Genomic DNA, 12940 nt, shown 5'->3' on the forward strand with positions numbered 1-12940 from the left:
CCTTAGTGTTGGTTTTTTATGCATTCAACCGAATCTACACAATGGTATTAGGGCGCATAAGATGCGAATATCTTGTGACCGATAGACAACGGTTATCACCTGATCATGGCGTCCAATCTCAAACTTCATCAGCTGCGCGCCTTTGTTGACGTGGCGCGCCAGGGCAGTATTCGCGCCGCCAGCCGGCTGTCGGGCCTGTCACAGCCGGCATTAACCAAAGCGATTCAGGAACTGGAGCTGGCGCTGGGCGCGCGCCTGTTCGAGCGTCGTCAGCAGGGTGTGATGCTGACCGATGTCGGTGAAACCTTTTTTCGTCATGCCTGTCTGGTGCTGGAGGAACTGCGCGTGGCGCAGGAGGATATCCAGCAGCGGCTCGGTCTGGCCGGTGGCAAAGTGAATATTGGGGTGGGCGGCAGCATTGCGCGTACCGTGATGCCGCAGGTGATAACCCAGTTTCATCGTGAATATCCACTGGTGAAAGTGCGTATCGTCGAGGGCCAGCTGGTGTCGATGGTGCATGAACTGCGGCAGGGCGCGCTGGATTTCACCATCAATACCTACGACCGGCATCACTTCGATCAGGAGCTGATTTTCGAGCGGCTGATGCAGCGCGAGTATCAGGTGGTGATGCGTAAAGGGCATCCGATGGCGCATGCGCGCTCGCTGGCCGAGTTGCAACACTGCGACTGGACCATGCCGACGCCGCAGGGCAGTTATTACCGACTGCTGCATGACCTGTTCGGTGAGCGCGGCATGGCACCCAAAATCGCGGTGACCTGCGAGACCTTTATGGCCTGCACCAGCCTGGTGGCGAAGAGTGATTTTGTCAGCATCATTTCGCGCGACGTAATTGAAGACCCTACGCACGGCGGGCAGCTGATCGCGCTGGATCTCGACGATCCGCTGCCGAAAGCCACCTTTTATCTGATTCAGCGTAAAGACACCGCGCTGACGCCGATGAGCGCTTACATGGCGCAGCTGTTCCGCCGCTACTGCCAGCCGTGACGGGCGAAAAACTGCATCGTCTACACTTTAGGTGTACGACACGCGTTTACGCACTCTCAACGGAGGTTACGATGCAGGTGAGTCCTTATTTATTTCTCTACGGTCGCTGTGAAGAAGCGATTGCCTTCTATCTGGAAGCCACCGGCGGCGAAATTCTGCAAAAAATGACGTTTGGCGATATGCCGGAGCAGGGCGAGCAGGTGGGCGATCGGTCGGCACCGCCGCTGCCGCCGGAAAAGATTATGCATGCGCATCTGCGCATTGGTCAGGGCGAGCTGATGCTGAGTGATGGCAATACCGCCCAGCCACCGGCGTCCGAACATGCCGGTTATGCGGTGAGCCTGGCCACGCCAGATGAAGCGGAGGGTAAAGCCTGGTTTGATAAGCTCTCTGCGGGCGGCAAAGTGACCACTGAATGGCAGAAAACCTTCTGGTCGAACGGCTTCGGGATGTTTATCGATAAGTTTGGCATCCCATGGCGCATCAACGTGGTGAAGCCACAGGCGTAACCGACTGGCGTGGCCGCGATGGTGAGCGGCCACGCCGGAAGCGGTTTAGAAGTTGTAACCCACCACCAGGTAGTAACCCCAGCCGGTTGATTTCACTTCAAACGGACCGTTGCCGAAGTTGAGCTCCTGGCCATCAGCCCACTGGCCGCCGTTGTGGAAGTAACGCGCCACGGTAGAGACATGCCAGTGATCGTAGTTCAGCGACAGAATGTGGCTGGAGGCAATTGAGTTGCTGGTGCGCGAGCGGTCAGACTTGTCACGCAGATCGGAACCCCAGTCAAAGTTGGTGAAGCCGATATAGCTCAGCTTGCCGCCCCACAGGTCGGTAATCGGTACAAAGTATTTCACCTTGAAGCGATAACCATCCCAGCTATTTTCATTCGCCGCGCCGTAGTTTTCCCACTGGTATTTCGCGTACACGTTCAGTGACAGGCCGATATCGCTATGGGTATCGATGTCAGTACCCAGACCCATATACCAGGTGTTCTGACGGCTGTCGCTGTTGCGACCCATGTCGTAGATGTAGTTGTTAGCGAAGTACCACTCTTTGAACGGTCCGAACGCCAGGCTGGTGCCGGTCAGCTTATCGATAGAGAAGCGTGGCTCAATTTCCATGAACATCGGCGAACCGTGGTCAAAAATACCGTTGGCATTGCTGTTACCCACGCCAAAGAAGTTGGTCAGGTCAAGGTAGCCGTAGAAATCAAACCAGTCCTTTTTAGTAAAGGCTTCGTATTCGAGATACACATCATTGTTGAACTGGGGTCCGAAGCGGGTGTGATAACTGCCTACCACGTTCACGCTCTGATGCCACCAGTCAGAAAGGTACTGCGGATCGCTTTCCGCCGCCTGTGCGGCGCCGGTCCAGCTACTGGCCAGTAAGGCCCCTGCTATCAACGTTTTAAATTTCATTATTTTTTAACCACTTGCTCGTGATCGCCGCGCAAATGCTGCGATCGGGTGAAATCGATCCCAGGGGATGGGCAGTGTGCTGTTGTCGCCGGTCTGACGCGCCGGATTTTCAGGCCCGCGTAATGTGCCTGTAACAGAGCGATAGAAAATAGATTTTGATCACGTTTGTCAAAAAGTGTTGCATTTCGATTCAGTAAATATGTGAACTAGATCACATAAAGGCCGTGTAACGAACGGAACCCCGCAACCGTTTACGTTGTCGGGATACGCAGAGAACTGGCAGGAGAAGAAAATAGCCGGCGCGGATTATCGCGCCGGAGAGGAAAGACGTCAGGGAAGGGTTACGCGTACCTGCAGGCCACACACTTCACCCTGCGGGTTAAGGCAATTCGACAGCGCCACCTGCATCTGATGCTTCTGCGCCACGCTGCGCACGATCGATAATCCTAAGCCGCTGCCCTGCGCCTGGACATCCGGCGAGCGGGTAAAGCGATCGAAGGCGCGCTCAATAAACGACTCCGGCATGCCGGGGCCGTTATCGACAATATCCACTACCGTATGATGACCGACGCGATGCAGCAGCACATCCACCAGGCTGCCTTCCGGCGTGTGCAGCATGGCGTTGCCTATCAGGTTATCGAACAGGCTGCGCAGATCGGAGCGGCTGGCGTGCAGACGATAGTGCGCGGTGCCGTTGAAGCCGATATCAATGCCGCGCTTGTCAGCCACCACCATCAGCTGCTCAATGCTCTCCTTCAGCAGGTCATCAAGCTCAATGGTCTCGACGCTGGCGACCACGGACTGATCCTCCTGGCGTGAAATATTCAGCAACTGCGTCACCAGATGGCGCGTGCGCGTGACGCCCGCTTCCAGCTGATCAAACTGGCGGCTGGCTTCGCCCGGCAGGATGTGCTGACGCAGGTTCTCCAGCTGTAACGTGACGGCGGTGACCGGCGTGCGCAGTTCATGCGCGGCATCCTCAAGGAACTGGCGTTGTGACGACCAGGCCGCGCGTAGTTTATCCAGTAGCGAGTTATAAGCATCGACCAGCGGCAGCACTTCGTCCGGCAGACCGTCCGGCGACACGCTGTGCGGATGCAGGGTTTCCTGCGCCGCAATCTGGCGCGACGCCACGCGCAGATCGCGCGTAATGGCCCGCACCACCAGCCAGATCACCAGCAGCGACAGCGGCATCATCAGGATGAGCGGAATGATGGCGGAGAGTACGCGTTTCACCATCAAGCTCTTCATATAGCCGACGTTGTGCAGCACCTGAATATTGCCGATCTCACTGCCCAGCTCGCCGGGACGGGTGTAAACGCGCCACTGGCAGTCATCGCCGCAGTCGCCAACTTTTAAATCTGACCAGCCTTTTTTGCTCTGCAGGGGCGCGTGCAGCGCTGGCCAGGAACTGGCGCGCAGGTGATTATTGGTGTCCCAGAGCTGAACGATATAGGTACTTTTCAGCTTCTCCTGCTGCATCACCATCGGCATCAGTGCCGGCATGCGCTGGCTGCTTGACCAGGCATCGGCAATTTTGGCGAGCTGGTCGTCCTTCATGGTGCCCATCATGTCGCCATAGCAGTGGTAGAAATACCAGGTGACACCGCCGATCATCGCCAGATGCAGCAGCACCAGCGTGGCCAGCAGTTTGTTGCGCAGCGACCGCATAAACGTAAAAGATCTCATATTGCCGGCACCCGCCAGCCCAGACCGCGCACGTTGCGAATCACTTCGTTATCGAGTTTGCGCCGCATGCCGTGAATCAGCACGTCCACGGCGTTGCTGGTGACCTCTTCGCCCCAGCCGTAGATGCGGTTTTCTAACTGCTCACGCGACAGGATCGCGCCCGGGCGTTCCAGCAGCGCATAGAGCAGGGCGTATTCACGCGCGGTTAGCTGCTCGCGCTGGCCTTTGTACAGCACTTCACGCGTCATCATATCGAGCTGCACGTCGCCGTTGCCCAGCAGGGAGTCCGCCGCACCGTGGCGGCGTCGGGTGATGGCTCGCATACGCGCCAGAACCTCTTGCAGATCAAAGGGTTTGAGTAAGTAATCATCGGCGCCACTGTCCAGGCCCTGGATGCGCTGCTGCACGGTATCACGCGCGGTCAGCACCAGCACCGGCGTCATGTCACCGCGCGTGCGCGCACGGCGCAGCACATTGATGCCATCTTCACGCGGTAAACCGAGATCGAGCAGGACGCAGGTGTAACCGCCTTCCTGCCAGGCGTTGCTGGCAAATACGCCGTCACGCACCCAGTCCACCGACCAGCCGGCGGCCTCCAGCGCCTGCTGCAGGTTGGCGCCGATCATTTCATCATCTTCTACCAGCAGCACACGCATGATGCCCTCCTGAATAACTTGTCGCAGTGTAGCGCCCGATAATTAGCGCAGAATTAACCTGGCGCGCTGTTTCGTCGGGAAAGCCGTTTTTTTGCTTGCTAATTCTGCGCTAATTTTCTGCTAATTAAGGGATAAATTTAACGCGCTACAGTGACGTCACTGGACATTTTACCGACGCCGGAGGAAGTCATGAATCAGCGCGAATTTATCCGTAGTTTGCTGGAGTGGATTGAAAAAAATTTAGGGCACGATCTGCATCTGGATGAAGTAGCACGCCGCTCGGGGTATTCCCGCTGGCATCTGCAACGTCTGTTCCGTCAGCACACCGGTTTTTCACTGGCAGAATACATTCGCCAGCGCCGGCTGACTGAGTCAGCGCTCACGCTGATCAACAGTGATGAGGCGATTCTGCAGGTGGCGATGAGCTACGGCTTTGATACCCAGCAGGCTTACACCCGCACCTTTAAAAATTATTTCCGCGTCACGCCAGGCCAGCTGCGGCGTCAGCGTCGCGTCGAGCCGGACCGCCTGCTGTTTCCGCTAGCGGTGGCGGTGTGACATCCCTCGCCCGATTTCCCGTGGCCGCTGCGTAACGGGAAATCGGGTGCGCATTCGCGTTTTTGCTTTTAAGCTGCGGTTCTCACTCTTTCGAATCAGCCAGAGAACATGGACAACAGCGATAATCTCACCGCCATGATGCTGTTTGCACGCGTCGTTGAGCGGCAAAGCTTCAGCGAAGCGGCCCGTACGCTGGGGGTATCAAAATCGCACGTCAGCCGCGAAATTGCCCGGCTGGAGGTGCGGTTGGGTATCAAACTGCTGCAGCGCACCACGCGCAAAGTGGCGCTGACCGAGCTGGGTCAGGCTTACTATCCGTTCTGCACCCGCATGCTGGAAGAGATGCATCGCGCCGACGCGTTTGTGCAGCAGGTGCATCAGCAGCCTGCCGGCAACGTGCGGCTGCAGGCGCCGATCACCTTCGGCTGCCAGTGCGTGGTGCCGACGTTGAATACCTTTATCCGCCGTCACATTCACATCAACGTCGATCTCGAACTGACCACCAGCGACGATCCGCAGCCCAGTGCGGACGTGGCGATTGTGATCCGCGCGCGTGCGCCGGAAGTCGCAAACTACCGCGAACTGAGCAGCATTGACTGGGGACTGTATGCGTCGCCAGCGTATCTGGCCGCGCATCCGGCCATCGATCATCCCGAACGTCTGATGCGCCACGATCTGCTGCTGTTTCACGGCCCGGCACACACGGCGGCGTTGCCGTTTCGCCGTGATAAGCAGCGCCTGGCGCTGGATGTGCACAGCCGCTTTCGCGCGAATAACAGCATGGCGCTGCTTAATGCGGCCCTGGCCGGAACCGGCGTGGCGTATCTGCCCGCCTATATGACGCAGGAGGCGCTGGCGCGCGGCGAGATTCAGCAGGTGCTGCCGGAATGGCAGATGGATCGCCTGCACAGTTACCTGCTGCTGAAAGAGCAGCCGCAGCCCTCGTCACCGATCACCTTACTCTGCGACGCGCTGATCACCGCGCTGGGTGCGCCGTGATTGTTGTTTTCTGGCAACAATAGCGCGCTGGCTGGCAAATATCCGCTTCTCCCTGTTTTCTGTGTGCTACCGCTGATAGCCTGCTAAAAAGCCAAAAACAGGGATATCACTATGTCGCACTCTTCTATCGCGTTAGCGCCTGAGCAGCAACACTGGCGGCGAAATTTGTGGGTTTGTGTGCTGGGCTCGTTCAGCACTATCGTCGCCATGACCCTGCTGCTGCCCTTTCTGCCCCTCTATGTGCAGCAGCTGGGCGTGCAGGAACCGGCAGCGATTGCGCGCTGGTCAGGCGCCGCCTATGGTGCCACCTTTCTCAGCGCGGCGCTGACGGCACCGCTGTGGGGCAAACTGGCGGATCGCTATGGCCGTAAGCTGATGCTGATCCGCGCCAGCCTCGGAATGGCCGTCGCCATGTCGCTGATTGGCATAGCCACCGCGCCGTGGCAGCTGGTGGCGCTGCGCCTGCTGGCCGGCCTGCTCGGTGGCTATGCGTCGGGTTCCACCATACTGGTGGCGGCACAAACGCCGAAAGCGCAGACCGGCTGGGCGCTGGGCGTACTGTCCTCCGGCATCATGGCCGGTAATGTGGTCGGCCCGCTGCTGGGCGGCGTGCTGCCGCCGCTGATCGGTATCCGCCACACTTTCTGGCTCACCGGCGCGGTGATTTTTCTTGCGTTTCTCGTCACCACTTTTCTGCTGAAAGAAGCGCCACGTGCGGCGAAGAAAGCCGCAGCCGGGGAGGGGGATGAGCCGGAGGCGTCGATCAACCGGCCAGTGGTGCGGCTGATGTGGCTGTCGGGCATGCTGCTGATTTTTGCCAATATGTCGATTGAGCCGATTATCACGCTGTATATCGCGCAGTTTGTGCACGGCGATCACGCGGTGACGGTGACGGCCGGGCTGGTGATGGCGGCCGCCGCGCTGGGCAGCATTCTCTCCGCGCCGCGCCTTGGCCGGCTGGCCGACCGCATCGGACATGCGCGCGTGCTGATTTATGGCCTGCTGTTCTGCGCGCTGCTGCTGATTCCGCAGGCATTTATTAGCGCGGCATGGCAACTGGTGCTGCTGCGTTTCCTGATGGGGATGGCGCTGGGCGGCCTGATGCCCTGCGTGACGGCGTTGATTCGTCATAATGTGCCGCAGCGGCAGGTCGGGAAAATGCTGGGCTATGCGACCTCAGCCCAGTATGTCGGCCAGGTGAGCGGCCCGCTGTTCGGTGGCTTTATCGGCGGCGCGTTTGGTATGCGACCGGTGTTTCTCGCCACCTGCGTGATTATGGCGCTGTGCGCGCTATTGAATGCGCGGGTGCTGCGTAAAGCTTAACCGCAGGATCGAGCGTAATGCCTGACTGGCGTGAAAAAAAAGCGGGCATTGCCCGCTTTTTTACTTCAGTGCGAAAAATTACTTCGCATCTGGCAGCGCATAGGCAATCACGTAATCGCCCAGCTTGGTACCAAACGAACCGTGACCACCGGCCGCGATGACAACGTACTGTTTGCCATTCACTTCATAGGTCATCGGCGTAGCCTGGCCACCCGCTGGCAGACGAGCCTGCCACAGCATCTCACCGGTGTTGGTATCGAACGCGCGCAGGTAGTTATCTGCGGTCGCGCCGATGAAGAACACGTTACCGGCGGTGGTGATTGGGCCACCCAGCATTGGCATACCCATTTTGAACGGCAGCGGAACCGGTGCGCTATCGCGAACGGTACCGATACGTTTCTTCCACACGGTTTCGTTGGTCTTCAGGTCGATCGCTGAAACGTAACCCCAGGCCGGCTGTTTACACGGCAGACCAAACGGCGACAGGAACGGGTTCAGCTCGACGCCAAACGGCACACCGTACTGCGGCTGAATGCCGGTTTCGGTACCGGAACCGCCTTCTGCGCCCTGCGGTGGCTCAATCGGGTTGCCCGGACCGCGCGGAATCAGCTTAGACACAAACGGCAGCGCCATTGGGTTAGCAATCGCGATCTGACGATGTGGATCAACCGCGATGCCGCCCCACTCGAACATACCGAGGTTGCCCGGGAACACCAGCGTACCCTGCTCAGACGGCGGCGTGAACGGACCTTCGTAGCGCAGACGCTTGAAGATCACGCGGCACACCAGCTGGTCATACATCGTCGCGCCCCACATGTCCTTGTCCGTCAGATTCTGTTTCGGACGGAAGGTCAGTTCGGAGTACGGCTGGGTCGGTGCCACGTGGTCACCTTTCGCCGCGCCCTGCGGTACCGGCGTCTCCGGTGCAGGCACGACCGGCTTACCGGTACGACGATCCAGCACAAAGATGTTACCGGTTTTCGCCGGGGCATAAATCACCGGTACGGTGTTGCCATCTTTGTCCGTGATATCGGCCAGCGTCGGCTGTGACGGCAGGTCCATATCCCACAGATCGTGGTGCACGGTCTGATACGACCACACCAGCTTACCGGTGGTGGCGTTCAGCGCCAGAACGCTGCTCGCGTAGCGCTCCTGCTCTGGTGTGCGGTTACCGCCCCAGATATCCGGGGTGGAAACGCCCATTGGCAGGTAAACGGTATCCAGTTTTGGATCGTATACCGCCGGCGCCCACGAGTTCGGCGAGTTCATGGTGAAGGTGTGTTCATCGGCCGGAATCGCGTTAGGATCTTTCGCGCCCGGGTCGAACACCCACAGCAGTTTACCGGTGTTGACGTCAAAGCCACGGATGGCACCAGACGGCTCACGGGTAGAGTAGTTATCGGTGACCGCACCAGCAATGACGATGGTGGTGTCAGTGATAACCGGCGGTGACGTAGGCTCATACTGGCCTGGCGTCTGTACCGGCTGCTTGTGCTGCAGATCCAGCTCACCGTTGTTACCAAAGGATGGGCAACGGGCACCGGTATCGGCATCCAGCGCGAACAGACGACCGTCGTTCACTGGCAGATAGATGCGGCGTGAGCACAGCGCAGGCTGGCTGTTGGCGGCATCGGCAGCAGCAGGCACTTCATGGTATGAAACACCGCGGCAGGTCACGTGCTGGAAGGTAGGATTCGGCTTCAGGCCCGGATCGAATTTCCACTTCTGCTTACCGGTCGTCGCATCCAGCGCAAACAGAATCTGGTGTGGCGAGCAAAGGTACAGCGTGTCGCGGATTTTAATCGGCGTCACTTCGTCAGTGATTTCACCCGGATCGTTGGCGGTTTTGAGATCGCCGGTCTGGAACTGCCAGGCAACCTGCAACTCTTTCACGTTGCTGGTGTTGATCTGCTTCAGCGGCGAGAAGCGGGTGCCCTGCTGGTCACGCGCGTAGGCTGGCCAGTCAGCATCGTTGATGTTACTCAGCGGCTGGGCCTGCGGGACGTTAGCGGCGTCCGGCAGGTTGCCATTCAGCTCCTGCGGATCGTGGAATACTGCCCACGCCAGCACCAGTACGCTGGCTACCAGCGCAACGGCCATCGCACCCAGCGCACCTTTACCCGCATGATTCAGGCCGCGATACACAAACGGCAGAATCAGCCAGATACCGAAGATCACCAGCACGTCGGTACGTGGGGCCAGCGCCCAGAAGTCGAAGCCGACTTCCCATACACCCCACACCAGCGTTGCCAGCAGCAACAGGGCATACAGCAGCAGTGCGGAACCGCTACGGCGCCACAGCAGAACAGCGGTGATCAGCATAATCACACCGCCAATAACGTAGTACCAGGAACCTCCAATGGCGGCTAACCAAACGCCGCCAATCAGCATAAATGCGCCCGTCAGCAGTGCAAACAGCACCGTCAGGAAGCGAATTACGCCAAAAGATGAGGAAGCTTTCCCCATAATATTGACCTCTTTCTTTGCCATAAAATCAAAGGAAACAACCGATTAGGCTGTATCCCGACATAGAGTACGAAGTGACTTAAGGTGTTCTGTCAGTGCTTTTCCGTTAAGCAGGATGATCCCTTTGCGTTAAATTTTATCTTAAAAACGTTAACAGGTTTGATTTTTTTAGCGCTTTGCTCTTTTTATCAGGCAGTGACACGACATTTTATGAGGATATTGCACCATCCTGTCCGGCGTAATCGGGTGATAACGCCGATGCGCAGAATTTTGTGTAAACGTTTACCCCGGGAAGAGCGGATGACAGCTCCGCTGCGTTTGCCAGCCGCTTAGCTGTAAATGCAGGTAATCTTCGGCCGGTAATTTGAGCTGAGGCGTACGTAATATTACCTCTGCTTGTGTTTCCCGCAGCGAAGCGAGCAGAAAAGGAAAGCTGAACTTGAGATAATTTTCACGGAAGAAGTCATCGCTCAGAACAATACCGCTGAAGGGAAAATCGGTAATATTTTTCCACTCGGTTCCCGGCGGCGCGAGATCGTAAAGCCAGAAGGAAAAACGAGACGCCACAGCGCGTAAGGCGGATCCTGCCTGACGTAAAGTGGCATAGTTGATCGCCAGCCTTACATTCTCATGTTGCAGGCTGGAATAATTATCCACGTCATGCAAAAAGGACATCACACTATTTCCCGCCAGTGGAATAATTATTAATCCCGCAGCATCCGCTGACTGATAATGTTGGGTAATTATCTCGCCTTCATGAAGTAATGCATCACGCTCCGGCACGCAATGCATTAAGGACGCTGAATAGCATGCGCCGATAGGTGTGCCGTCGAAGCGACAGACACGCTCAGTGACATAAGGATGGTATGAATTGTTTTCCATTTATCTCTATGAATAAATTAATGAACGATAGCGTCTTAATTATTATAAGGACGGGAAGACTGCTGTGATTATCACAGGGGGCAATATAGATCGATTCGCCGGCAAAGATCACCTTTTTTAGCTGTTTCTGATAAAGAGATAAAAAGGATTGGCCAGGCATTAATTAACGCTTTACTGAATTATCTGGAATGATTCGGCTATTTTCAAAGTAAAACAATCAGTCTGCTAATATTCAGAACGCCATGTTTAACTGTCAATCCGGATAAGCACCTGTTTTTACAGCGCACATCCAGCCATTGCCTGCCCCGGTCAGTTATCGCACTCTATGGCGTGAAAAACATAAGGAAAGCCGATGGTGGCTTTTCACCAGGCCGGTGCCATGACGCCGGCCGGTTCTGCTTCAGGATGGGATAAAACTATGGGTTCACCGGTCACCGCAGCGGAAGATTCGCTGCTGCGACACAGGTCGTTCGTCGCCTTCTGGCTGGCGCGTACCTGTTCATCGTTTGGTTTTCAGATGTTCTCCGTGGCCGTCAGCTGGCAAATCTATGCGCTTACCCACAGTGCTATGGCGCTGGGCATGATCGGTCTGATGCAATTTTTACCTTCGGTATTGCTGGCGCTGCCGGCGGGTCACCTTGCGGATCAGTATGACCGTCGCCGCATCGTGCTGCTGGGGCAGCTGATAGAGTGGCTGGCGCTGCTCGGGCTGGTGACGCTGACGCTGCTGCACTGGGCGGGTCGGATTGAAATCTGGGGACTGGTATTCCTGATTTCGCTGGCCAAAGCGCTGGAGTGGCCGGCAATCACCTCAATGCTGCCAGCATTGGTACCGCCGCCCGTCCTTGCGCGCGCCATGGCGGCCAGCTCGGTGGGTGGTCAGGCGGCGGTGATTGTCGGTCCGACGCTGGGCGGCTTACTGTACGTGGCCGGGCCGGAGGTGGTGTACGGTGTTTCGGCGCTGTTCTATCTGTTGTCGATTGTGCTGGTCAGCCGTTTGCGCTACGAACGACCGCCGCAGGCACGTATTCCGGCCAGCCTCAGCACCATGTTTGCCGGCGTCCGCTTCATCCGCGAACGCAAAGATGTGCTTGGGGTGATCTCGCTCGATCTGTTTGCCGTGCTGCTGGGCGGCGCCACGGCGCTGCTGCCGATCTTCGCCCAGGATATTCTCCATACCGGTCCGTGGGGGCTGGGCATGCTGCGCGGTGCTCCGTCGGTCGGGGCGCTGCTGGTCGGGGTGTGGCTCAGCCGTCACAAGCTGGAAAAGCACGTGGGCATGATCATGTTTGGCTCGGTAGCCGGTTTTGGTCTGGCTACGCTGGTATTTGCGCTGTCGACGCAGCTGTGGCTCTCGCTGCTGGCGCTGGCGGCACTCGGCGGCTTCGATATGGTGAGCATGGTGATTCGCGGCGCGCTGGTGCAGCTGGACACGCCGGATGAGATGCGCGGGCGCGTCAATGCGGTCAACGCCATCTTCATTAATACCTCTAACCAGCTGGGGGAGTTCGAATCCGGCCTGTTGGCCGCATGGTTCGGTGCGGTGCCCGCAGCGGCGATTGGCGGTGTCGGCACCCTGGTGGTCGTGGCGCTGTGGATGGCGCTGTTCCCTCATCTGCGTAAACGGCAGAAACTGGAAAACGACAGTCTCGCCTGACGTTCGCGGCTGCCCGGCGCGGTGGCCGTGGCCGGGCACGCAGTCTGCCTCGCTATCTCACACAGTTAAGTTTGATTATTATTAATCACATTTGACTGTTTGTGAGCATGATCAAACTAATTAAGCGCCAGTTAATCTATAAATTGCCCTGCCCGTGCGTAAATTTATTCATTTTTGAGTGAAGTAAATCATTTTGCACGGTGCGGGGTAGCCAGCGCAGCGACGCAACAACAATAATCATGGCCGCCTCATTAACGGTGCGTGTGAAGCCCGGCACGCACCAC

11 protein-coding genes are annotated in these 12940 nt (G+C 57.6%); 6 read left to right on the forward strand and 5 right to left on the reverse strand.

Annotated features, from left to right (window positions below; genetic code table 11):
* Positions 1-105 precede the first annotated feature (105 nt).
* Together FT726_RS00295 and yjdN are read left to right on the forward strand one after the other, a co-directional pair.
* Positions 106-1005 carry a LysR family transcriptional regulator gene (locus FT726_RS00295; RefSeq protein WP_159377367.1) on the forward strand — a complete coding sequence of 300 codons (900 nt, stop codon included), beginning with the start codon at positions 106-108 and terminating at the stop codon, positions 1003-1005.
* A gap of 71 nt (positions 1006-1076) precedes the next feature.
* Positions 1077-1514: a VOC family metalloprotein YjdN gene (yjdN, locus tag FT726_RS00300; RefSeq protein WP_058774910.1), complete on the forward strand. Its 438-nt coding sequence runs from the start codon at positions 1077-1079 to the stop codon at positions 1512-1514.
* Between the two features lie 45 nt (positions 1515-1559).
* Here the strand turns inward: yjdN and FT726_RS00305 are convergent, their stop codons facing one another.
* From FT726_RS00305 to FT726_RS00315, 3 genes are all read right to left on the reverse strand, one after another.
* Positions 1560-2426 (reverse strand): nucleoside-specific channel-forming protein Tsx, encoded by an 867-nt coding sequence (locus tag FT726_RS00305; protein ID WP_021507798.1) that lies wholly within the window; start codon positions 2424-2426, stop codon positions 1560-1562.
* A 330-nt stretch (positions 2427-2756) separates the two neighbouring features.
* Complete coding sequence (locus FT726_RS00310) at positions 2757-4115, reverse strand: HAMP domain-containing sensor histidine kinase (protein ID WP_058759279.1); 1359 nt, start codon at positions 4113-4115, stop codon at positions 2757-2759.
* Positions 4112-4771: a response regulator gene (locus FT726_RS00315; RefSeq protein ID WP_021507795.1), complete on the reverse strand. Its 660-nt coding sequence runs from the start codon at positions 4769-4771 to the stop codon at positions 4112-4114. Before FT726_RS00315 ends, FT726_RS00310 begins: the two co-directional genes overlap by 4 nt.
* 189 nt (positions 4772-4960) lie before the next feature.
* Between FT726_RS00315 and FT726_RS00320 the strand changes: the two genes are divergently transcribed.
* From FT726_RS00320 to FT726_RS00330, 3 genes are all read left to right on the forward strand, one after another.
* On the forward strand, positions 4961-5329 hold the full coding sequence (locus FT726_RS00320; RefSeq protein WP_021507794.1) for a helix-turn-helix domain-containing protein: 369 nt from the start codon (positions 4961-4963) through the stop codon (positions 5327-5329).
* A 108-nt stretch (positions 5330-5437) separates the two neighbouring features.
* Positions 5438-6328, forward strand: coding sequence for a LysR family transcriptional regulator (locus FT726_RS00325; RefSeq protein ID WP_058759280.1), 891 nt, complete (start codon positions 5438-5440; stop codon positions 6326-6328).
* 111 nt (positions 6329-6439) lie between these two features.
* Positions 6440-7651, forward strand: coding sequence for an MFS transporter (locus FT726_RS00330; RefSeq protein WP_346302296.1), 1212 nt, complete (start codon positions 6440-6442; stop codon positions 7649-7651).
* Positions 7652-7729: 78 nt separating this feature from the next.
* On the opposite strand, the gene FT726_RS00335 is transcribed toward FT726_RS00330, so the two are convergent.
* Positions 7730-10117, reverse strand: coding sequence for a glucose/quinate/shikimate family membrane-bound PQQ-dependent dehydrogenase (locus FT726_RS00335; protein ID WP_288424970.1), 2388 nt, complete (start codon positions 10115-10117; stop codon positions 7730-7732).
* Between the two features lie 282 nt (positions 10118-10399).
* The gene (locus FT726_RS00340) at positions 10400-10999 is read right to left on the reverse strand and encodes a hypothetical protein (RefSeq protein ID WP_215480812.1); all 600 of its coding nucleotides are present in this window, start codon (positions 10997-10999) and stop codon (positions 10400-10402) included.
* Positions 11000-11417: 418 nt separating this feature from the next.
* Between FT726_RS00340 and FT726_RS00345 the strand changes: the two genes are divergently transcribed.
* Positions 11418-12656 (forward strand): MFS transporter, encoded by a 1239-nt coding sequence (locus FT726_RS00345; protein ID WP_282996790.1) that lies wholly within the window; start codon positions 11418-11420, stop codon positions 12654-12656.
* Positions 12657-12940: the final 284 nt, after the last annotated feature.

This window comes from Pantoea sp. Morm, assembly GCF_016643525.1.
GTDB lineage: Bacteria > Pseudomonadota > Gammaproteobacteria > Enterobacterales > Enterobacteriaceae > Pantoea > Pantoea dispersa.

Excerpts from the sequence above, each read along its gene's own strand:
- FT726_RS00295 (WP_159377367.1), top strand. The coding sequence starts at position 106 with ATGGCGTCCAATCTCAAACTTCATCAGCTGCGCGCCTTTGTTGACGTG.
- yjdN (WP_058774910.1), top strand. The coding sequence starts at position 1,077 with ATGCAGGTGAGTCCTTATTTATTTCTCTACGGTCGCTGTGAAGAAGCG.
- FT726_RS00305 (WP_021507798.1), bottom strand. The coding sequence starts at position 2,426 with ATGAAATTTAAAACGTTGATAGCAGGGGCCTTACTGGCCAGTAGCTGG.
- FT726_RS00310 (WP_058759279.1), bottom strand. The coding sequence starts at position 4,115 with ATGAGATCTTTTACGTTTATGCGGTCGCTGCGCAACAAACTGCTGGCC.
- FT726_RS00315 (WP_021507795.1), bottom strand. The coding sequence starts at position 4,771 with ATGCGTGTGCTGCTGGTAGAAGATGATGAAATGATCGGCGCCAACCTG.
- FT726_RS00320 (WP_021507794.1), top strand. The coding sequence starts at position 4,961 with ATGAATCAGCGCGAATTTATCCGTAGTTTGCTGGAGTGGATTGAAAAA.
- FT726_RS00325 (WP_058759280.1), top strand. The coding sequence starts at position 5,438 with ATGGACAACAGCGATAATCTCACCGCCATGATGCTGTTTGCACGCGTC.
- FT726_RS00330 (WP_346302296.1), top strand. The coding sequence starts at position 6,440 with ATGTCGCACTCTTCTATCGCGTTAGCGCCTGAGCAGCAACACTGGCGG.
- FT726_RS00335 (WP_288424970.1), bottom strand. The coding sequence starts at position 10,117 with ATGGGGAAAGCTTCCTCATCTTTTGGCGTAATTCGCTTCCTGACGGTG.
- FT726_RS00340 (WP_215480812.1), bottom strand. The coding sequence starts at position 10,999 with ATGGAAAACAATTCATACCATCCTTATGTCACTGAGCGTGTCTGTCGC.
- FT726_RS00345 (WP_282996790.1), top strand. The coding sequence starts at position 11,418 with ATGGGTTCACCGGTCACCGCAGCGGAAGATTCGCTGCTGCGACACAGG.